Origin of the sequence: Bulleidia extructa W1219 (assembly GCF_000177375.1) — a bacterium.
GTDB classification, from domain to species: Bacteria; Bacillota_I; Bacilli_A; order Erysipelotrichales; family Erysipelotrichaceae; genus Bulleidia; species Bulleidia extructa.
In genome coordinates this window covers 160,586-181,984 of the sequence record NZ_ADFR01000003.1, presented here as the reverse complement: position 1 = coordinate 181,984, position 21,399 = coordinate 160,586, and the positions used below count along the sequence as shown (strand labels likewise).

Below are 21,399 nucleotides of genomic sequence, written 5' to 3'. Positions count from 1 at the left end.
AAAAGTCTATCCTAACGAAACGATAGACCTTTTTAACTAAATATTAGTTCTCTTCTTTCTTCTTAATTCTCATTATAATAAAAGCTATTCCCGCTGAAATCATGGATACAACATACGGTAGAACACTCGTATTGTCTCCTACTTTTGGATTTCTCGTTTTATGAGTAGGCTTTAGAGTAGGATGATCCTTTTTAACCACTGTAATAGTGGCTTTTTTCATCATGCTGGCACCTTGTGAATCCGTCACTTTAAAAGTAATGTTATATTTTCCGACTTTATTCTTATCAAAGCCGCCCATATCAATCATTTTAACTTGACTCTTTAAATCGCCATCTTCTTTATCAATAGCCGATACAATAAGCGTAAATAAATCAAAGTCTTCCCCTTGCTTGATTGTCGCATTTTTCACTTCAAGCTTTGGAGCTTCATTCATTAAAGAAAGATTCTTACTGTAAATAGCGTATACTGTTGTATCTTGATTCACAACTGTAGTACCGGTAAACTTCATCCCCGTCCCATCAGCAGATGTATTCCATTCCTTAAAAGTATATCCTGCTTTGTTTGGATGAGCCGGCATAGATTGACTCGTTAAATGATCCGTATCAATGGCTTTCCCTTGTTCCACATCAACAGTCGCATGTGTCGCACCTTCATTCATGAAAGTTACCTTTTTATGATTCACTCTAAAAGTATAAGTCATCAAATTCGGTTTATTAACATCACCGGCTTCATCTCGACCAGCAACAGATTGTTTAGCCGCATAAACAATTGTTTGACGGAAGAAATCATGTTTATCATCATTTTGAATCGCTGAAGCATCTTTGTTGAAGATGGCATCGTTATCCGTCGTAAAGATATTCTCATGTACTCCATAAGCATATCCTGTAACTGTATTATTCTTATTAACTTCCACATCAGACGTTACTTGTAATCCATCCACACTTAAAGTAACCGATTTTACCTTTTGAATCTTTTTATATAATTCTTTTAATGTTTCATAAGTATGTGGTGCCTTCAGTCTTGCCTTCACAACAATTCTTCTACCACTCTTTTCTTTTGTCACAGATAACTCATTAAATCCGTCAATACCGGATAATTTATATTTAGTTGTATCCAAAGATTCCAAACCTTTTGGCAAGTCTAACACAAACACCAATTCAGCATCAGATTGTGTGATAGCCGTTTCAGGCATATTATTTTTCATCATATAATATGCCGGGAACTCTGAGTTAATAATCGCAATCAGTACAGTGTTTTTTATTTTTTTAAACAGTGATAAATCTAAATGAAAATCAAGATTAATCTTATCGCCAATGCGATGATTAGAGATAGCGGTACTGGAAAGACCTCTTTCCGCAATATCTCCACGCACATTGTAGTCTTTTGTATTCTTGGTGACAAGATCAGTAGAATAGTCGAAGTTATATGGATTCCATTGCTTACCACCCTGCCATCTGTTCAATGACGGATCTTTAGGTTCCTTATGTGGTAAATCCTGTGCATATACATCCAAAGCATTCATCGCTGCAGCTATGTCATTTGAAAGATTGGGATCACTGGAAATTCCAGCATGAGGAAAACCTGGATCATATTGGACGTTTAAGGAATTAACCCATTTAACCCTACTACTGGCAAAATAATCCGTTAAGTATGATGGTATGACAGCACGATAACCACTGTCTTTATACCACACAAGTTCAGCCCAATAATTATCTTTCGTCTTCTCTTTGTATTCATCCGGCATCTCTTCAGCCACTACTTTTATCGTATTAGCGAATACATTAAACACCATTAATAGAGCCACCATAGCCATCATTAATTTTTGAATGAATCTTTTCATTATTCTCCCCTCCCATTTTATTGAGAAAATACGGTTCCATTATACTAAAGAATCATTTTTTTGTCTAAAGAGCCTTCATATATCACCAAAGGAAATTTAACCCTTCTTTAAACGACGATACTTTTTAGCAATTTTTTCTTTTAACAATTGCTCCACTGCTTTTTTGTTTTTCAATTCAAAAGTCACTTCTTCAGCTTTACGCTTGTGATCCTTTTTTTGAATGACAAAAATGACCGTTAACCACTTGGTTTGTTCATAAATATCATAAGCCTCTACTTCTTGATAAGAGTGAAAATGAAATCCCGAAACAAAACCATCTTCCCCAATACCATCATGACTAAAGAAGAAAATGACACAAGCAGTCACTGTTACAATATAGCGCAGCAACAATAACATCGAAAAACCACCGAAAAATTCTAAAGCACTCAAAATTCCAAACACAATCATCATGATGCGAAGCACCGTCCATTGACGATCTTTAATCTTTATTTTTGAAGCACATTTAAAATTCAAATACCCGATATATACCTCCAAAAATCCGAATACAACTATCATCATCCATTGAAACGAAACATGATTCATAAAAACCTTCTTTCTAAATCAGTCATTAATATAACAAAAAAGAGTAGCTTTTTAAACTACCCTTCCATTTTAAACCAATTGAATTCGATACCCGGACGTATCCGCATCAACGACTATTTTTTTACCATGAACATCCATGTTTTCTAATAAAACACGAGCCACTCCTGTTTCGATTTCTTTTTGAATATGACGTTTCATTGGTCTAGCTCCATATTCAGGATCCGTTCCGACTTCCACAATTCTTTCTTTAGCGGCATCGGTCACTTCTAGTTGCACATCTTTATCCGCCAAACGACTTTGTAGTTGAGCTAAGAACTTCATAGCAATCTTCTTAGAAACTTCCTGATCTAAAGGATGAAAGATAATAATATCATCAATACGATTCACAAATTCCGGTTTGAAATGAGCTTGTACTTCACGTCTATAATTTTCTTCTTGATTTCCTTCTTGGAAAGCATATTGACTACCAAGATTGGAGGTCATAATGATAATAGTATTCTTAAAGTCTACTGTAACTCCCTTAGAATCCGTGATGCGACCATCGTCCAATACTTGTAAAAGAATGTTAAAGACATCCGGATGTGCCTTTTCAATTTCATCCAACAAAACAATAGAATACGGATTTCTCCGAACCGCCTCACTCAATTGACCACCCTCTTCATAACCAACATAACCCGGAGGGGCTCCAATCAAACGAGAAACAGAGAATTTTTCCATGTATTCGCTCATATCAATACGAATGATTTTATTTTCATCATCAAATAATTGTTCTGCCAAAGCTTTCGCCACTTCTGTTTTACCGACTCCTGTTGGCCCTAAGAACAAGAAACTACCTAAAGGCCGATGCTCATCTTGAATATTGGCTTTTGCTCTTAGTATGGCATCACTTACTAACTCCAAAGCTTCATCTTGCCCTATCACTCTTTGGCGTAAATGGTCTGCCAAATGAAGAACCTTTTGTCTTTCGGTACTCAAAAGTTTTGAAACCTCAATATGTGTCCAATTGGATACAATCTTAGCCACCATATCTTCATCCACATCTTGTTGAATCAAGGTATTTTGACTGTTTTCTTCCGCATCTTGAATCTTCTTTTCTAAATTGGGAATGGTTTCATATTTCAATTTCGCCGCCTTTTCATAATCGGCTTCATTTTGAGCTTGATTTAAGGCTAACTTTTCCTTTTCCAATTGTTCTTTCGCTGATTTTACTTCATCAGCTTTGGCTTTTTCTTCTTTCCATTGGCTCATTAAAGAAGCCTGTTGTTCGGATAAATTGGCTACTTCCTTTTGAATTTCTTCCAAACGAAGTTTCGCTTTGGGATCTGATTCTTCTTTCAAAGAAGTTTCTTCAATCTGCAAAGTCATGATTTTACGAGATAATTCATCCAATTCAGCCGGCATGGAATCCATTTCCACCCGAATGGTGGCACAAGCTTCATCAATTAAATCAATGGCCTTATCCGGTAAGAAACGATCTGTAATATATCGGTTGGATAAAGTAGCGGCCGCAATAATAGCTTCATCTTTAATACGAACACCATGATGCGATTCAAAACGCTCTTTCAAACCACGGAGAATGGAAATTGTATCTTCTACCGATGGTTGGTCCACCATGATTTTTTGAAAACGTCTTTCTAAGGCTCTATCCTTTTCAATGTATAAACGATATTCATCAAAGGTGGTTGCACCAATACATTTCAGCTCTCCACGAGCCAACATTGGCTTTAATAAATTAGCCGCGTCCATGGATCCTTCTGTTTTACCGGCTCCAACCAAATTATGAATCTCATCAATAAATAAAATAATTTCCCCGGTGGCCGCCTTAACTTCTTTTAAGACACCCTTCAAGCGCTCTTCAAATTCTCCACGATACTTTGCTCCGGCAATTAAAGCTCCCATATCCAGTTCAATGAGTTTCTTATTTTGTAATCCTAAAGGGACATCGTTATTCATAATACGCCAAGCTAACCCTTCAACAATCGCCGTTTTACCAACTCCCGGCTCCCCAATTAAAACAGGATTATTTTTAGTCTTACGTGATAAAATTTCCATCACTCGACGAATTTCTTCATCCCGTCCGATCACCGGGTCAATCTTGCCGTCTTTGACGTCTTGAACAATATCATGACCATATTTTTTTAAAGCTTCTACTTGACTTTCTGATGTTTTTTCCTCCATTTTAACACCTCCCCTTCTTTTTATTTCAGCCGCTTCTATTTGGGCTTTTGTTAGTTGATGTTTCTTTAGCCAACTTTGAATGAAATAATCCTTTCCTTGAAAAAGACCGACCAAAACCGCTCCTTGACTCAAGTAGGTATCTCCTTGTTGACTAGCCCAAGCTTGTCCATCTTGAAAGGCTTGATATAAACCTTGGGATAAGCGTGGTTCATCGTTTCCTTCTACTTTGGCTACTTTGTGTAAAGCATTCGCTATTTCTTGAATGAAATCTCTGGTATCAATTCCCAAGTCAGACCATAAAGAATCAAAGTCATGTCGATCCACTAAACTTTGTAAAAAATGTAAGACTTGAACTTCCGGATGCTTTAATTTTTTCGCCAACTCTATCGAAAGAGAAAGAAGCTCCTGTAGAGCTTCTGTCATTTGATCAATATTCATATTCATTCCTCCTTAAGAGAATTGTTTCTTGAACTTTTCCCAAAGGGTTTCCCCTTTTCCAGAACGTTGAATTTCCGCCAACTGTTGATAAAGCTCTTTCTCTTTTCTGGTCAAATGTTGATCCACTTGAACTTTTATTGTGCAAATTTGGTCGCCATATTGATTCTTATTGCGAATATCCACAACCCCTTTTGCACGTAATCGTAACATTGTACCATCTTGCGTTCCGGCCGGAATTTTCATGGTGACATCCCCATGGATGGTGGGTACATCAATTTCACAACCCAATGTTGCATCCACCGCTGAAACAGGAATCTCCAAATGAATATTTTTGCCTTCCCGCAAGAATCGTTTATGGGGAAGAATATGGACTTCCAAGTAAAGATCCCCATTTGGTCCCCCATTTCTTCCTCTTTCTCCTTTTCCGCTGACACGAAGGGATTGTCCTTCATTAATCCCCGCCGGAATAGTGATATCCACACTTTCTCGTTGGTGTGTATAACCGGCTCCATGACATTGATGACAAGTTTTCCGAATCCTTTTCCCTGTTCCACCACAATCCGGACACGTGGTTTCTGTCTGCATGGTTCCAAAAATAGTTTGTTGAACCCCAACCACTCTTCCTGACCCATGACATCTTGAACAAGTTTCTACATCCTTTGGACTCTCTGCACCCGTCCCATGACAATGAGAACAAGTTTCATCCACTTCTAAACTCAATGTTTCTTTCTTCCCAAAGCAAGCCTCCATAAAAGAAAGATTGATCCGCATATAGCGATCCTCCCCCTTCATGGATCGATTACTTTGTCGGCTTGACCCTGTAAAACTTGAACCAAAACCGCCGTTAAAGAAAGATCCGAAGATATCACTGAAATCACCAAAGCCACTTCCTGCAAAACCGGAGCTAAAACCGCCAGCTTGGTTTGGATCAACACCCGCAAAGCCAAATTGATCATAGCTTTGTTTCTTGGATGGATCTGACAAAATCTCGTAAGCTTCATTAATTTCCTTAAATTTCTCTTCAGCACCAGGACTCTTATTGACATCAGGATGATATTTCTTCGCTAAACGCCGATACGCTCTTTTAATTTCATCAGCACCGGCTGATTTAGCCACTCCTAGGACTTCATAATAATCTCTTTTATCGGCCATATTGCCTACCTTTCTAAAGGAAAGCGGAAGTTAGACTTCCGCTCTTTATTTCTTTTCTTCGAAGTCAGCGTCTACGACATCATCGCTTTTGTGATTCGTGGATTGCCCTGCTTCTTCTTGAGGTTGAGAAGCTTGTTGCTGATACATAGCTTGACTAACTGTATTCATGGCTTGTTCCAAAGCTTCCAAGCGAGTCTTTAAGGAATCCATATCATTTTGATCAATGGCTTGTTTCAACTCATCCCTTAACCTTTGAACTTCCGCCTTTTGTTCAGCTGTCACACTTGGAATATCCTGCTTCAATGTTTCATCGATTTGGCTAATATACATTTCAGCTTTATTCTTTAATTCTACATTTTCTTTGAACTTTTCATCTTCTGCCTTATGTGATTCAGCTTCTTGCACCATACGGTTGATTTCTTCTTCGCTTAAACCGGAAGAATCCTTGATAACGATTGATTGTTCCTTGTTCGTTGCCTTATCTTTAGCGGTAACGTGTACAATACCGTTAACGTCAATATCAAACGTTACTTCAATCTGTGGTTGACCACGACGAGCTGGAGGAATACCATCCAATTGGAAGTTTCCTAACGTCTTATTATCCGCCGCTGTTGGACGTTCTCCTTGTAAAACATGAATGTCCACTGCCGGCTGATTATCTGCCGCCGTCGAGAAGACTTGACTCTTAGATGTAGGAATGGTCGTATTACGAGGAATCAACACTGTCATAACCCCACCTAATGTTTCAATACCTAAACTCAATGGTGTGACATCCAATAACAAGACGTCTTTCACATCCCCTGAAATAACACCACCTTGAATGGAAGCCCCTAAAGCAACGACTTCATCCGGATTGACTGACTTATTAGGTTCCTTGCCCAATTCATTCTTAACAGCCTCTTGAACAGCAGGAATACGAGTTGATCCACCCACCAATAGAACTTGATGAATATCATTCTTACTTAACTTGGCATCACTTAAAGCCTGACGAACCGGAACCATGGTTCTTTCCACCAGATCCTTCGTTAATTCATTGAATTTAGCCCGAGTCAAAGTGGCTTCCAAATGCAACGGACCCGATGGGCCGGCTGAAATAAACGGTAAGGAAATTTGTGTTTGTAACATACCACTCAAATCCTTCTTAGCCTTTTCAGCCGCTTCCTTCAATCGTTGAAGAGCCATTTTGTCATTCTTTAAATTAATGCCATTATCTGACTTGAAAGTTTCCACTAACCAATCCATAATGCGATCATCAAAGTCATCGCCACCTAATTTTGTATCACCGGCTGTTGAAAGAACTTCAAAAGTGCCATCCGCAATTTCCAAAATAGACACATCAAACGTACCGCCGCCCAAATCATATACTAAAATCTTTTGTTCTAAACCACTATCTTTATCCAAACCGTAGGCTAAAGCAGAAGCGGTTGGCTCGTTGATGATACGACATACTTCCAAACCGGCAATCTTACCGGCGTCTTTTGTTGCTTGACGTTGAGCATCATTGAAGTAAGCCGGTACAGTAATCACTGCCTTTTCAACTTTTTCACCCAAATAAGCTTCTGCATAATCCTTTAAATAACTTAAAATCATAGCCGATACTTCTTGAGGTGTATATTTCTTACCTTCCAACGTCACTTTTTCATTAGTTCCCATTAAACGCTTAATGGAATAAACCGTTTCCTTGTTGGTAATCAATTGACGCTTCGCTGCATCTCCAACAATTCGTTCCCCATTTTTAAAAGCAACCACAGAAGGAGTTGTTCGATTTCCTTCCGGATTCGCAATCACCTTCGCTTCTTTACCTTCCATAACAGCGACACAAGAGTTCGTTGTTCCTAAATCAATACCAATAATTTTACTCATTTTCTAGTCCTCCTTATTCTGAAACTTTCACCATTGCCGGTCTTAATAACCGATCTTTAATGACATATCCTTTTTGTAGAATTTCAATCACCATATTTGGCTCTATACCTTCTTTTGCCTCGCTCATCAAAGCTTGATGAAAATGACCATCAAACGGTTGATTCAATGCTTCAATCTCCTGAACTCCTTCTTTCGCCAAGGTATTTTTCAGTTGACTATAAATCATTTCAACCCCTTTTCGATAAGCTTCATCTTGTGTTTCTTGAGCCAAAGCTCTTTCACAGTTATCTAAAACCGGTAGTAACTCTTTTGCAAAAGCAGCCATTTGGAACTTTGTTCTTTGTTCAAAGTCATTTTGTAGACGTTTCTTCATATTTTCCGCATCCGCATAAGCCTTTGCATACTCATTTTTTAATATAGCAACTTGCTCTTTTAAAGCCGTGATCTGAGCTTGAGATTTTTCTTCTTCACTCAATGCCACTTCTTCTACAGAACTTTCTTCTACTTTTTTTTCTACCTTTTTTTCCTTTTTCTTAGTCATGGTCATCTCCTTTTCGATAGGCCTCTTCAATCATTCGTGCCACATAATCCAACAGTGGAACAATCCGATCATATTCCATACGACTAGGACCGACCACCATTAATTCACCACTATCCTCCTCATTTAAGCGAAACTTTGAACGAACCACCGCCAGATCATTGACCCAAGTCAATTGTGATCCGCCCCTAGTCGTCAAAGCAACCGCATTCGCATTCTCATCCATTTGCTTCCAAACATTTTCATCTTCAAACATCCCCATCAACTTTTTCATCTTATTGATATCTTCAAATTCAGGTTGGAAGAGAACTTTATCTTTTCCGGAGAAGTAAACTGTATCATTGGCAAAACGAATGAAAGCTCTTAGAAAAGCCGTGAATAAGACATCGTGTCTTTGTACCACAGCTCCCAGCTCCGGTTTCACATCCTCTAATCGAGAAGCTAAAGCCGTTAGAGCCACTCCTTTTAATCGACGATTCAGAATATCCGTTGTTGTCTCTAAATCTTGAACAGAGACAGATTGATTGAAATGAAAGTTTCTCGTTTCCGTATGCCCTTGATCAGTAATGAAGACACATACCGCATTCTTTTCGTCTAACGGGAATAATTTAATGTGTTCCAAACGCTGTTTAGAAGCATCCGGACCAATAGCACCGGCGGTCATATTCGTCATCTCGGAAACAATCTCGCAACTTTGGCGAATCGCTTCATCTACATTCATGGCAGATGCCTCAAAAGCATCACGAATCGCCACTTCCATACGCTTATCTAAATTGGATTCATCCAGTAAAGCTTCACAATAGAAACGATAGCCCATCGTGCTTGGAATCCGACCACTACTAGTATGTGTTTTTTCTAAATATCCCATTTCTTCTAACACTTGCATGTCGTTTCGAATCGTAGCACTGGAATAAGCAAGGTGATATCTTTCTTGTAAGGCCTTGGACCCGATCGGTTCTGCTGTTTTAATAAACTCATCGACGATGGCTTTGAAGATTTGAATTCTTCTTGGCGTTAGCACCCATCATCACCTCCCTTATTGGCACTCTGATTGAATATCTGCTAGTATCGTACTCCATTCATTTAGCACTGTCAACAGATAAGTGCTAAAAATTTCAAACATTTTTCCCGTTTGCTTAAAATATCCCTCTCCTTGTATGATAGACATATCTATCAGGAGGTTTTTATGAATTATCAAGCCGTCATCTTTGATTTTAATGGAACTCTTATTTTCGATACCCCTCTTCACATCAAAGCTTGGGATACCATTTCCAAAAGTTTGCATTGCGGTCCCATTACTCTAGAAACCATCCTCACAAAATATTGGGGTTTAAACAACATCGGTTTACTAAAAGGATTAACAGATCATCGCTATACAGATGAAGAATATCAACAATTATCCAAGAAAAAAGAATTCTTGTATCGCTCTTATGTCAAAGCTGATCCTACTTGTCAATTGGTTCATGGCGTCCCTACTTTCTTTGACTACCTAAAAAAAGAACACATTCCTTTTACCATTGCCTCCGCTTCAATCAAAGAAAATATTGATTTCTATATCCATCACTTCCACCTAGATCAATGGATAGATCCGAAAAGTATTGTTTACGATGATGGTACTTATGCAAACAAAAAAGAAATGTATCAACAAGCCAAGAAAAATCTGAAGGTTCAAGATCATATTCTCATCTTCGAGGATTCCATCAACGGTGTTAAAGGAGCCTTAGAAATAGGAGCCGATGTGGTTGCTATTGATACTCCAGTACTAAGGAATTTTCATCATCCTAATATCAAAGCTTACATTCAAGATTACCAAGATATTCTTTCTGTATTAGAATCAGGGTTTTAACGGTTCTTTTAATTGAATAACCATAAAAAAATGAGCTATTTAGGCTCATTTAAACATGATAATCAAACTCATTTATCGATTTCTTTTTTTCGACGTCTTCTTCTTTTAAAAATTCCATTTGTTTTAATCCCTTCAAAGAAGCCACAAAGGAAGATGGAAACGTCACGATCACCTGATTTATCATACTAATATTACTATTGACTATGCGTTTGGAAGCTGCCAACTGATCATTTTCCTTACTGATTTCATCTTGAAGATTTAAAAATTGCTGAGAAGATAACATTTGTGGATAATTCTCACCGACCGCAAAAATCTGTTTCAAAACTTGATCTTGTGATTGTAAGGCTTCATTGGTTTCTGCAAAACTGGCTCCTTGGCGTAATTTTACCAAATTCACAAACACCTTTTCTTCATGTTGAGCATAGGATTTCGCTATTTTCAACATTTCCATGATGGTATCATACCGTTTCACTAAAGCAATATCCACATTTTTTTTAGATTCTTCAATTACGACCTGGTATCGAGATAATTGATTGCTTTTTCCAATCATCCATACAACCAATAGAATGATGATCAAACCAACCGCATACCAAACATAATGATAATTCATACCTTTTCCCTCCCTCTATAGTTGTGTATTTATGGTATCTAATAAATCATAAAAATCGCTTAAACTATCTTGTACTTTTTCATATTCTGTACTCAACGAAAGATTTTCAATATCTTTCCGGCAACTTGGTGCTTGTAGAATTTGATAACCGGTATAAAAAGAAACAGAAACTTTGTTCTCATCCATCCATATCGTCACTGGATATTTTTCTCTATATTCCGAAAGAACAGTTAATAAATAAGGGTTCAATAAAGTGCGACTGGAAACCTCATCCGTACCATATACATTAAAAGTTTCATTAAAATGAATATCTTCTGTTTCTATCTTTTTTTCGCCATTTTCAGCTTTTTTATATCCCACTTGAAATTCTCGACCAAAGAATCCCCTACTTGTTGGAACAATTCGAACATGTCCCACTAAACCGGTAGCATATTTCGCCATCAAAACCTGACCTTTAAAGTCTTCTATGACCGTTGTATTCCCTTCTGAATCTTGATTGGTATGATAAGAATACAAATTGCAAAATTCTGTGTTATATTCATCTTTAAACAAAATATGACAATTCGGTTGGTAGGTACCGGCACTTGGGGTCACCAGGTCAAAAATAGCTTCTTCAATTCCTCCCTCATAATCTATCTCGATATTAGGAAGAATTTCTCTAAGGACAGGTAGCAAGAAGTAATCTACATAAGAGATGTGATTCTTTTTATTTCTTTTTTGATACCAATTGCCTGAAAAAATCAATAAAACCATCCCCAGAACAAAACCAAGAATTTTAAAGAAAGCCATCAGAATAAACACAACAAAAACTAATAAAAGAAGCTGTGTTTGATTCTTAGAACGATTTAAACTCATTTCTTCCTTGACAGACCTTAAGATAGCTTGTTTCTCAGGAGATTTTTCCGCCTCTTGAATTTTTCTCAAAACTTCTTTATTCGAAAAAAGATGTTGCTTTTTCGTCGTCAATAAACACATCCTTTCTATGTTTCTATTATTATATATCACAAATCCAATTTTCCTTGATATACCGGTTTGATCCAAATAGATTTCTATATTCAAGATTATCTATTTTTCAACTCATCTTAACGAATTATTTTCCTGCAAATTTCTTGAAAAATTCATTGAACTTCTCAGCTTCTTCCCTTTGACAAACATAAACCAGGAAGTTTTCATCGTTTTCCTCTAAAACCGCAAATTGTGTGTAGCCGGCTGTCCAGCCACCTTGATGATAAATCGTATACATCCCCGTAGACATTTTTGCTTTTTTGATGGTATCTTGTTTGAAAATTTCCGCTTCACTACAGTCCTCTAATTCCGGAGTTGTTTGCAATAATACGATACTCATATCAGATTCGCGATAACCGATGATCAAACTGGTGTAAGTATAGGTCGTTTTACGAGCTACGATATAATTACTGTTTTTGATCTCTAAAGCATAGCCATAAATTACCTGATACGAATCCCCATCTTCCACGGTTTTATGAAACAATTCTCTTAATCTATTTTTATTAGCCTCAGACTTTGCCACATCCCATTCTTTCTTTTTACTAAACCAACTCATGATCTATTCCTCCTTTTTAAATGATTCTTTCTTCTGGTAAACTCGTCCTCATTTTTATCCATCAATAGAATTGATTCTACATACGGTAGACGGACGCATCCGGATCCGGGGTAAAAGCATCCCTAATCCGATCCAATTCGCGAGCCATCTTCAAGCTATCCGTCCAAGGCATGGATGGCTCTTCTATCAAACCTAACGCAAAAGCCCTCTCAAAAGCTCTTACTTCCCCCGTTAAGTCATTACCTTCATAGAGATATTCCAAGATTTTTTCTTCTTTTCCTTTCTTAAGAACAAAGTGCGATGGTCGATGAAAATTTGGAATTTCGATGCTGCCTTTCGTTCCTTGAATGAGAGCTAAACGATTCAATGGTTTTTCCAAACTGATTTCCATTTGAAAGAAAATCTCATTCTTTTCAAAAATAGCCACTACATGTGAGTCTATCCCTTGTCTGAACCGGACCGCTACTTCTTTCAAATGAAGTTGACTTTTCAACACATCCACCAACCAATTTACTCCATAGCAGCCTACGTCTAAAAGAACACCTCCTTGAATGGAATCTCCAAGATACGATTGTTTCAAAAAAGAATCAGACACCTCAGAATAAAAAAATAATTGTATGGATTGAATCGTCCCGATAACCTCTTGTTCTAAAGCTTTTTTTAATGCTTGATAAGCTGGAAAATAACGTGTTTTCATAGCTTCCATCAATAACACATTCTTTTCTTTAGCTTTTAAAGTCAACGCTTGTACTTCCCACTCATTTAAAGCTAGCGGTTTTTCAATAAGAACCGCTTTTCCTTCATCCATAGCTTCTAAGGCATACTTATAATGAAGGCCATGAGGCAAAGCTATATATACTGCTTCTACATCGCTTTTCAATAATTCCTCATAACTGTCATAAACCACCGGAATTGAAAATTCTTTTTGAAGCCATAGCGACTTCCTTTTTGTACGACCCGAAATCGCAGACACTTTCTTTGGTTGAGAGGCTAAGAACCTCTTAGCTACATTCCCTGAGCCAAGAATTCCCCATTTCATTTTAATTTCTCCATGGGAACATAGAGTTCTTTCATCACTTCTTGAATGATAGTGGTTGGGATAAAGCCATCCAGCTTACCACCATTCATGGCAATCTCTTTGCAAACAGAAGAACTTAAAAACGAATATGCCGGTCTAGCAATAAAGAATAAAGTTTCAATTTGATCGTTCAGGCTTAAATTAGCCGTCGCTTGTTGAAGTTCATATTCATAGTCCGAAACAGCTCGAATCCCACGAATGATGGCTCCACACTCTAAATGTTCGGCATAATTCACCGTTAGGCCATAGCCAATTTCCACTCGCACATTCCTAGGATGATCAATATCTGCTAAACTTTTTTCAATCATTTCCTTACGCTTTTCAACACTGAAGGTGCATTTTTTACGGGGATTATCCATAATCATAACCACCAATTCTTCAAACATCCTACTTGCTCTTTCAATAATGTCTAAATGCCCATTGGTGATAGGATCAAAAGTTCCCGGATAGCAAGCTTTCATATAATCTCCTTTCGATAAAATAAGAGTTGACTTCTACCGTACTCTTTCTTTTTCCATAATTTTTGATCTTCAATTTTTTCCGGATAACGATCTGCTCGATCAGCCTCGATCATAATAATACTATTTGAATTTAATAATTCTTTTTCAACTAATTGTTTAATAATCCATACATTTTCTTGTTTCTTATAAGGTGGATCTAAATACACCAAATCAAAGGACTGACCCACTAAGATATCCAATGCCTGCTTAGCAGACACCCTTAATAAAGTCGCTTGATCCATCACATCAAGAGATTCTATATTCTTTTGAATGACCCGTTGGGCTTGTCTGTCCTTATCTACAAAAACAGCTCTTTTAGCTCCTCTTGATAAGGCCTCCAATCCATTGGCACCACTTCCGGCATATAAATCCAAAAAAGAAGCATCCACAATGTCATTCATTAAAATCGAGAAAACCGATTCTCTTACCTGATCTAAGGTTGGTCTGGTGTCCGTTCCCCTTGGGGCTTCAATCACCCTTGAGCGAAACTTTCCGGCAATAATTCTCATTGAATTTCTCCTCGATTGAATTGAGAAATGATGGCTTGTGAAATACCTATACACATCATAAAAGACCAAGTACTGGAACCACCGGCAGAAATCATCAACAAAGGAACTCCTGTTAATGGGATCAAACCCGTTGCTCCACCGATATTAAAAACCATATGAACCAACAGATACATCGCTGTACCAATTAAAATCATCTTCCCTGCTTCACTCTTCATTTTAATGGCATAGCGGAATAATTGAATTAAAATGGTTCCATATAATAACATCAAAAGACCAAACCCAAGCATTCCCGTTTCTTCTACAACTATGGCTAAAATAAAGTCTGTATTCGAGGCTGGAAAATCCGTATATTTCCGAATGGATTGACCAATCCCTCTCCCCTTTAAACCACCAGTCGCAAAAGATATTAAACCGTTGATCAGCTGATACCCAGCTCCATAGGTATCATGGAAAGGATTAAACATAGCTGTAAAACGAGCTTTCTTATATCCCGTTACAACTGAAGAGATGATCTTTTCTCCAAATCCGGTATACAATAAACCATAACTAGCCACGACCCCGGTCCAGAAAGCCGTCTTAAAAAACCGTTGTACACCTTTTAATTGAGGATGTTTCGGAATCAAAAAAACAACACCAAAAATAATGAAAATAATTAAGGCAGATCCTAAATCATTTTCCAAAATAAAAACAATCAAGAAAATAGATAGAACATATCCGAAAGGACGAGCTGCCATCTTAAGCCAACTATGATACTGCCTACGATTATCTCCTAAAAAACGAGCCATGATTAAAACCGTCATGATTTTCGCAAATTCAGAAGGTTGGATCGTAAAACCGCCGAAACGAATCCATGCTTTTGCCCCACCGGCCGCCGTGAAAGCCAATGGCACTAATAAAGATATCAATGTAACCACGATCAGTGTATTAAATAACCTGGACTTCAAAAAAGAAAGATGGAAATGCTTGCTCATAAAATGCATGGATCCATAGCCAACTATTAAGAAAAAAATTTGTTTAGCGGCCACTAAAATCAATTTTTTATTATCTCCATTGACCAAACCCATAGAAGCAGAGACAATTGCAATCAAACCGAAAATCATTAGTCCAATCATACAAAAATGAATGGCCAGATCAGCCCCGCTGGTAGCTCTATAAAAAGATAGATGGATTCTTCTCTTCTTTTTCATACTCATGTTATAATAGTAGCACGAAAAGAATTGTGTTTATTTAATAAAATAAAATAAATGGTACAATGGAATTGAGGTAAATGTTTTTATGTTGATAAATAATGATACCATCGTCAAAGATAATAACCCGATCATCCGGACAAAATCGAAGGAAGTGAAGCTACCCTTAAGTGAAGAAGACGCTTCTTTATTACGTGATATGTTAAAGTATGTACAAGATTCCACCGATGAAGAAAAAGCGAAGAAATATAATTTAAGACCGGCTGTTGGTATTAGTGCGATTCAAGTGGGCATCCCCAAACGTATGATGGCCGTAGTGGTTGATGATATTGATAAAAATGGGAACCCAATTCATTATGAATATATGTTAGCTAACGCTAAAATTGTTAGTGAAAGTGCTCAACCGGCTTATTTAAGCTCTGGTGAGGGCTGTTTATCCGTGGTACAAGATCATCCCGGTTATGTGATTCGTAAAGCAAGAGTGACTGTTGAGGCTTATGATTTAATCACGGACTCGATGGTTTCTATTCGTGCCAGAGGATACTTAGCTATCGTTCTTCAACATGAATTAGATCACTTTGACGGGCATCTATTCTACGACCGAATCGACAAAAAAAATCCATTAAAAAAAATTGATGGCGCTTTAGTCATCTAGAAAGTTAATCTATGTCTGAAACAAAAACAAATTATCCAAGAAGAACAAATCCATATAAGAAAGTCATTCAAAACGAAGATCGTTCTAAATCCATTCGTCATGAAACCGATACCATGGTTTATGCCATGGGGGGATTAGGCGCTATCGGAATGAATATGTATTGTGTCGAACACAATGATGAGATCGTTATTATTGATTGTGGTGTTTTATTTCCACAAAATGAATTATTAGGAGTGGATTATGTAATTCCTGATTTTTCTTATTTAGTTAAAAATCAAACTAAAATCAAAGCCATGGTGATCACCCATGGCCATGAAGATCACATCGGCGGTATTCCTTTCTTTTTAAAGACGATTCGTCTAAAAGAAATCTATGCCCCTCGCTTTGCAAAACGGTTGATTGAAAAAAAATTAGAAGAACATCGTTTAACAAGAGTTTGTAAAATCATTGAAATTGATTCAGACTCTTCTATCAACACAAAGTATTTCAATATTGGTTTCTTTGATACGGTTCACTCCATTCCCGATTCATTGGGAGTTTTGATTAATACACCTAATGGGCGCATTGTGGAAACAGGGGATTTTAAATTTGATTACTCTCCGGTTGGAAAACCATCAGATTTTCAAAAAATGGCTTATGTTGGTCAAATTGGTGTTGATTTATTATTATCCGATTCCACCAATTCATCCGTTCCGGGTTCTTCCATTTCTGAACGAATGGTGGCGAAAGCCATTCTTTCCCAAATGAAAAAGACCCCCGGTCGTTTATTGGTTTCCACTTTTGCTTCTAATGTTTTACGTGTTAACCAAATTTTAGAAGCGGCAGTTGCTTGTAATCGAAAAATTGCAGTATTTGGTAGATCTATGGAAAATGTCGTCGAAATTGGTCGTGAATTAGGGGTCATTAATATTCCTAAATCCAGTTTCATTTCTGGCAATGAGTTAAACACCCTTCCGGCCAATCGAATTTGTATTGTGTGCACAGGTTCACAAGGAGAACCGATGGCTGCTTTAAGCCGAATTGCGAATGGTTCGCATCGTTTTATTAAAATTCTTCCTGGAGATACCGTCTTATTTTCTTCTTCCCCCATTCCGGGAAATGGACAATCGGTTGGTGAAGTAATCAATCAATTAACCAAAGTCGGAGCTAATGTAGTGACCAACTCTCCACTAACTTCTTTTCATACAACCGGTCACGCTCCTGTTGAAGAACAAAAACTGATGTTAAACCTCATCAAACCAAAATGGTTCATGCCAAATCATGGCGAATATAAGATGCTGGTTGAACATTGCCGTACCGCCGTTCTAACAGGCGTTCCCGAAGATCATTGTTTTGTCTGTACCAACGGAGATGTGGTCGTGTTAAGAAATCATGAAGCCTTTATCGCCAATGAAAAAGTTCATACTGATGCTATTTATGTTGATGGAAATGATATTTCAGGGCTAAGCACTTCAGTCATTAAAGATCGCCAAATTCTATCTGAAAACGGCTTGGTTTCTGTTATTGTGACTATTGATTCTCGCTACAATAAAATTCTATGTCGACCAAGCATTGTCTCACGGGGATTTGTGTACATTAAAGATTCCCATACTTTATTAAAAGAAGCGGAATTGATCGTTTATGAAGCTCTTAAAAAGACGATGCAAAATCGAACGACTTTTGGTGAAATCAAGTCTTGCATTAAGACTTCTTTGGAGCCATTCTTATTCCAAAAAACTAAGAGAGCCCCTATCATCATCCCTGTTATCTTGAATCAAAAAGAAGCTATGAAAGAAATTCAAGGAAAAGCTAAATTGAATAAACAGAAAAGTAACAATCGTCCTGTTCATAGAAAACCAAAAGCCGGTGTTTAAATCACCGGCTTTTCATATATTCATTTAAAAACTCCTAGGGAAGTTTTTAAGCACTATTTAACCATAGATGGGTTTTTCATCGGCTTGAAAAGTTGGTACAACATAGCAACCGCTATCACTAAAGCAACCATGAAGCCAACCATATGAATGTTACCTTGCATAGCCGAACCAAATTGATAAATCATCAAAGCCACGACATACGCAAATCCGCATTGATAAGCAATCGCAAACCAAGTCCAACCTCTATGGTTCATTTCACGACGCATGGCTCCGATGGCCGCAAAGCATGGAGCACACAATAAATTGAAAGCCAAGAAACAATAGCCAGCCAATGCCGATCCAAAGAAAGCTGCGTTCATTGATTGATAAATCTGCCAGCCATTTTCACTGACTTCACCAGCACCATATAACACACCCATCGTGGACACCACATTTTCTTTAGCAATCAAACCGGTGACTGTCGCCACAGTAGCACGCCAATCTCCAAAACCAAGTGGAGCAAAAATAAGCTTAACCGCATTACCAAACATCGCCAATAGAGAATCCGCTTCTTCGACCAAACCGAATCCTTCTGAAGTAAAGCCAAAGTGAGATGTCAACCAAATAAAGACAGAAGCTAAGAAAATAATCGTTCCGGCTTTTTTCACAAAGGAAATACCACGTTCCCACATTGAATGAAAAATATAAGAAAGCGTTGGCCAATGATAAGCTGGTAATTCCATCACGAACGGAGCCGGATCGCCAGCAAAACGCTTAGTCTTCTTCAACATGATACCTGATACAATAATTGAAGCAATGCCTAAGAAATAAGCACTTGTTGCGACCAAACCGGATTCCTTAAAGAAAGCACCCGAAATCAAAGCAATGACCGGTAACTTTGCGGAACATGGCATAAAAGAGGTTGTCATGACTGTCATACGACGGTCACGATCACTTTCAATCGTACGAGAGGCCATAATTCCCGGAACCGAACATCCTGTACCCACCAGCATGGGAATAAAACTCTTTCCTGATAAACCAAATCTTCTAAATAAGCGGTCTAATACGAAAGCGATACGAGCCATATATCCACAACCTTCCAAGAAAGCCAGGAAGAAAAATAGTGTCAACATCTGCGGTAAGAAACCCAAAACAGATCCAACCCCAGCTAAGATACCATCCAAAACCAAACCCTGTACCCATTCCGAAGTATGAAGACTCTTCAAAAAATCTCCTAAGATTACCGGTAAACCAACTTGATAAGGTCCAAAATTATGGGCATCCGGTTCTTCTTCAGCCGCATATTTTTCATACATCTTGTAATCGACCTGACGCGTTTCTACCACTTTCCCTTTTTCATCATGAATTTCTACTGAAACGGTAAAGTTTTCCAGTGCTTTTTGATTTAAAATTTCAACTTCTTCACCATTCTTCTTCATATAACCCTTTTCAACAGCTCCATCCACGAAAGCATCCTTCGCTTCTGAATTCATGTTGAAATTTGAGCTGGCTTCATCAAAGGCTTCACGACCCTGACCAAACCAAAACCAACCATCACCGAATAAACCATCATTCACCCAATCCGTTGCTTTAGTCCCAAATGTTTGGATCGAACAGAAGTAAACAATAAACATAATTAACGCAAAGATTGGTAATCCCAACCAACGATTGGTAACTACCGAGTCAATTTTATCAGAAATACTTTTTTCCTCCGGATGACTCTTTTTATAAATACCGGCTAATAAATTGGTGATATATTGATACCGTTCATTAGTGATAATGGATTCACTGTCATCTTCCAATTCCGTTTCTAATGTTTCAATGGCATCTAATAATTTTTTCTTTTGATCCTCATTAAAATGAATCGATTCCAGGACTTTTTCATCTTTTTCAAACAATTTAATCGCATACCACCGTTTTTGTTCAGTCGGAATTGAACTCAATTGTTCTTCTAAAGAAGTTAAGAAATTTTCAACTTTGTCATTAAAATGATGAATCGCTGGCATTTCTTTCTTCTTAGCCGCTTCTAAAACCGCTTGTGCCACCTCATGAACACCCGTTCCCTTTAAAGCTGAAATAGGCATTACCCGGCATCCTAATTTTGACTGTAGGGCAACCAAGTCAATCGTATCCCCTTGTTTTTCAACTAAGTCCATCATATTGACAGCCACCACAACCGGTAAACCGAGTTCCATCAGTTGTGAAGTCAAATACATATTTCGTTCAAGATTGGTACCATCAATAATATTCAAAATAGCCGACGGTTTTTCTTTCACTAAATAGTTACGGGATACTACCTCTTCTAGTGTATAGGGAGATAAAGAGTAAATACCAGGTAAATCTTCAATGATCACATCACTATGTTTCTTCAGTTTACCTTCCTTCTTTTCTACTGTCACACCTGGCCAGTTACCAACCGTTTGATTAGATCCGGTTAACGCATTAAAAAGAGTGGTCTTTCCACTGTTTGGATTTCCGGCAAGCGCAATGATCATCTTATGGTCACTCATGATTCCACCTCAATCATTTCCGCATCTTCCTTACGAATTGATAATTCATATCCACGAACAGTCAATTCAATTGGATCTCCTAGCGGAGCAACTTTGCGGATGGTCACAACAGTTCCTTTGGTAATCCCCATGTCCATGATGCGCCGACGCACAGCCCCTTCACCATGGAGTTTTTTGATGACAGCTTTTTCGCCAATCGCTACTTCCTTTAACGTCATTCTATCCTCCTATATCAAAATTTTCGCCGCCATAGAGGCGCCCAAGGCAACCCGAGTCTCCTTCACTTTAACAATGAGGTCCCCGCCATTTTTCGATATAATCTGGACAATGGTTCCTTGGGTAAAGCCCAAATCCTGAAGATGTTTCCGAGTGTTTGCGTCACCACCAATTTTTTTAATCGCATATAATTGCGTTATATTGCCAAAACTCAATGGCATCATTCATGTCCTCCCCCAGGTTAGATGGCTCTAACTATAGTTAGTCTATACTTACGTCCACCCCTTGTCAATGAACCTTCTTA

21 protein-coding genes are annotated in these 21,399 nt (G+C 37.9%); 3 read left to right on the top strand and 18 right to left on the bottom strand.

Features of this window, described 5'->3' with window-relative positions; genetic code table 11:
• Window positions 1-43: 43 nt before the first annotated feature.
• The 8 genes from HMPREF9013_RS03335 to HMPREF9013_RS07660 form a co-directional block, all read right to left on the bottom strand.
• On the bottom strand, window positions 44-1,840 hold the full coding sequence (locus HMPREF9013_RS03335; RefSeq protein WP_006626966.1) for an InlB B-repeat-containing protein: 1,797 nt from the start codon (window positions 1,838-1,840) through the stop codon (window positions 44-46).
• Between the two features lie 96 nt (window positions 1,841-1,936).
• Window positions 1,937-2,422 carry a DUF5673 domain-containing protein gene (locus HMPREF9013_RS03330; protein WP_006626965.1) on the bottom strand — a complete coding sequence of 162 codons (486 nt, stop codon included), beginning with the start codon at window positions 2,420-2,422 and terminating at the stop codon, window positions 1,937-1,939.
• A gap of 69 nt (window positions 2,423-2,491) precedes the next feature.
• Window positions 2,492-5,038: an ATP-dependent Clp protease ATP-binding subunit gene (locus HMPREF9013_RS03325; protein ID WP_006626964.1), complete on the bottom strand. Its 2,547-nt coding sequence runs from the start codon at window positions 5,036-5,038 to the stop codon at window positions 2,492-2,494.
• Window positions 5,039-5,050: 12 nt separating this feature from the next.
• Entirely contained in the window at window positions 5,051-6,190 is a 1,140-nt protein-coding gene (dnaJ, locus tag HMPREF9013_RS03320; protein WP_006626963.1) for a molecular chaperone DnaJ, read from the bottom strand.
• 45 nt (window positions 6,191-6,235) lie between these two features.
• Window positions 6,236-8,053, bottom strand: coding sequence for a molecular chaperone DnaK (gene dnaK / locus HMPREF9013_RS03315; RefSeq protein WP_006626962.1), 1,818 nt, complete (start codon window positions 8,051-8,053; stop codon window positions 6,236-6,238).
• 13 nt (window positions 8,054-8,066) lie between these two features.
• The gene (gene grpE / locus HMPREF9013_RS03310) at window positions 8,067-8,594 is read right to left on the bottom strand and encodes a nucleotide exchange factor GrpE (RefSeq protein ID WP_040333380.1); all 528 of its coding nucleotides are present in this window, start codon (window positions 8,592-8,594) and stop codon (window positions 8,067-8,069) included.
• The gene (gene hrcA, locus HMPREF9013_RS03305) at window positions 8,587-9,612 is read right to left on the bottom strand and encodes a heat-inducible transcriptional repressor HrcA (RefSeq protein ID WP_006626960.1); all 1,026 of its coding nucleotides are present in this window, start codon (window positions 9,610-9,612) and stop codon (window positions 8,587-8,589) included. The genes grpE and hrcA overlap by 8 nt, the downstream gene beginning before the upstream one ends.
• 15 nt (window positions 9,613-9,627) lie before the next feature.
• Entirely contained in the window at window positions 9,628-9,759 is a 132-nt protein-coding gene (locus tag HMPREF9013_RS07660) for a hypothetical protein (RefSeq protein WP_269479016.1), read from the bottom strand.
• Window positions 9,760-9,777: 18 nt separating this feature from the next.
• Between HMPREF9013_RS07660 and HMPREF9013_RS03300 the strand changes: the two genes are divergently transcribed.
• Complete coding sequence (locus HMPREF9013_RS03300; protein ID WP_006626959.1) at window positions 9,778-10,437, top strand: HAD family hydrolase; 660 nt, start codon at window positions 9,778-9,780, stop codon at window positions 10,435-10,437.
• 49 nt (window positions 10,438-10,486) lie between these two features.
• On the opposite strand, the gene HMPREF9013_RS03295 is transcribed toward HMPREF9013_RS03300, so the two are convergent.
• The 7 genes from HMPREF9013_RS03295 to HMPREF9013_RS03265 form a co-directional block, all read right to left on the bottom strand.
• Window positions 10,487-11,047 (bottom strand): LemA family protein, encoded by a 561-nt coding sequence (locus HMPREF9013_RS03295; RefSeq protein ID WP_006626958.1) that lies wholly within the window; start codon window positions 11,045-11,047, stop codon window positions 10,487-10,489.
• Window positions 11,048-11,062: 15 nt separating this feature from the next.
• Complete coding sequence (locus HMPREF9013_RS03290) at window positions 11,063-12,022, bottom strand: DUF3137 domain-containing protein (RefSeq protein ID WP_156780629.1); 960 nt, start codon at window positions 12,020-12,022, stop codon at window positions 11,063-11,065.
• Window positions 12,023-12,137: 115 nt separating this feature from the next.
• A complete protein-coding gene (locus HMPREF9013_RS03285) occupies window positions 12,138-12,608 on the bottom strand; it encodes a hypothetical protein (RefSeq protein WP_006626956.1) in 471 nt (156 codons plus the stop codon).
• Between the two features lie 76 nt (window positions 12,609-12,684).
• Window positions 12,685-13,647: a Gfo/Idh/MocA family protein gene (locus HMPREF9013_RS03280; protein ID WP_006626955.1), complete on the bottom strand. Its 963-nt coding sequence runs from the start codon at window positions 13,645-13,647 to the stop codon at window positions 12,685-12,687.
• Window positions 13,644-14,147, bottom strand: a complete 504-nt coding sequence (gene coaD / locus HMPREF9013_RS03275; protein ID WP_006626954.1) for a pantetheine-phosphate adenylyltransferase — start codon at window positions 14,145-14,147, stop codon at window positions 13,644-13,646. Before coaD ends, HMPREF9013_RS03280 begins: the two co-directional genes overlap by 4 nt.
• Entirely contained in the window at window positions 14,144-14,695 is a 552-nt protein-coding gene (gene rsmD, locus HMPREF9013_RS03270) for a 16S rRNA (guanine(966)-N(2))-methyltransferase RsmD (protein ID WP_006626953.1), read from the bottom strand. Before rsmD ends, coaD begins: the two co-directional genes overlap by 4 nt.
• A complete protein-coding gene (locus tag HMPREF9013_RS03265; protein ID WP_040333378.1) occupies window positions 14,692-15,882 on the bottom strand; it encodes an FtsW/RodA/SpoVE family cell cycle protein in 1,191 nt (396 codons plus the stop codon). Before HMPREF9013_RS03265 ends, rsmD begins: the two co-directional genes overlap by 4 nt.
• An 88-nt stretch (window positions 15,883-15,970) precedes the next feature.
• On the opposite strand from HMPREF9013_RS03265, the gene def reads away from it, so the two are divergent.
• Both def and rnjA read left to right on the top strand, forming a co-directional pair.
• On the top strand, window positions 15,971-16,537 hold the full coding sequence (def, locus tag HMPREF9013_RS03260; protein WP_006626951.1) for a peptide deformylase: 567 nt from the start codon (window positions 15,971-15,973) through the stop codon (window positions 16,535-16,537).
• Between the two features lie 11 nt (window positions 16,538-16,548).
• The gene (rnjA, locus tag HMPREF9013_RS03255) at window positions 16,549-18,390 is read left to right on the top strand and encodes a ribonuclease J1 (protein WP_006626950.1); all 1,842 of its coding nucleotides are present in this window, start codon (window positions 16,549-16,551) and stop codon (window positions 18,388-18,390) included.
• A 53-nt stretch (window positions 18,391-18,443) separates the two neighbouring features.
• Here the strand turns inward: rnjA and feoB are convergent, their stop codons facing one another.
• From feoB to HMPREF9013_RS03240, 3 genes are read right to left on the bottom strand one after another with little or no spacing between them, the layout of a single operon-like run.
• A complete protein-coding gene (gene feoB / locus HMPREF9013_RS03250) occupies window positions 18,444-20,879 on the bottom strand; it encodes a ferrous iron transporter B (protein WP_006626949.1) in 2,436 nt (811 codons plus the stop codon).
• Complete coding sequence (locus HMPREF9013_RS03245) at window positions 20,876-21,097, bottom strand: FeoA family protein (protein ID WP_006626948.1); 222 nt, start codon at window positions 21,095-21,097, stop codon at window positions 20,876-20,878. Before HMPREF9013_RS03245 ends, feoB begins: the two co-directional genes overlap by 4 nt.
• 9 nt (window positions 21,098-21,106) lie before the next feature.
• Window positions 21,107-21,319: a FeoA family protein gene (locus tag HMPREF9013_RS03240; RefSeq protein ID WP_006626947.1), complete on the bottom strand. Its 213-nt coding sequence runs from the start codon at window positions 21,317-21,319 to the stop codon at window positions 21,107-21,109.
• Window positions 21,320-21,399 lie beyond the last annotated feature (80 nt).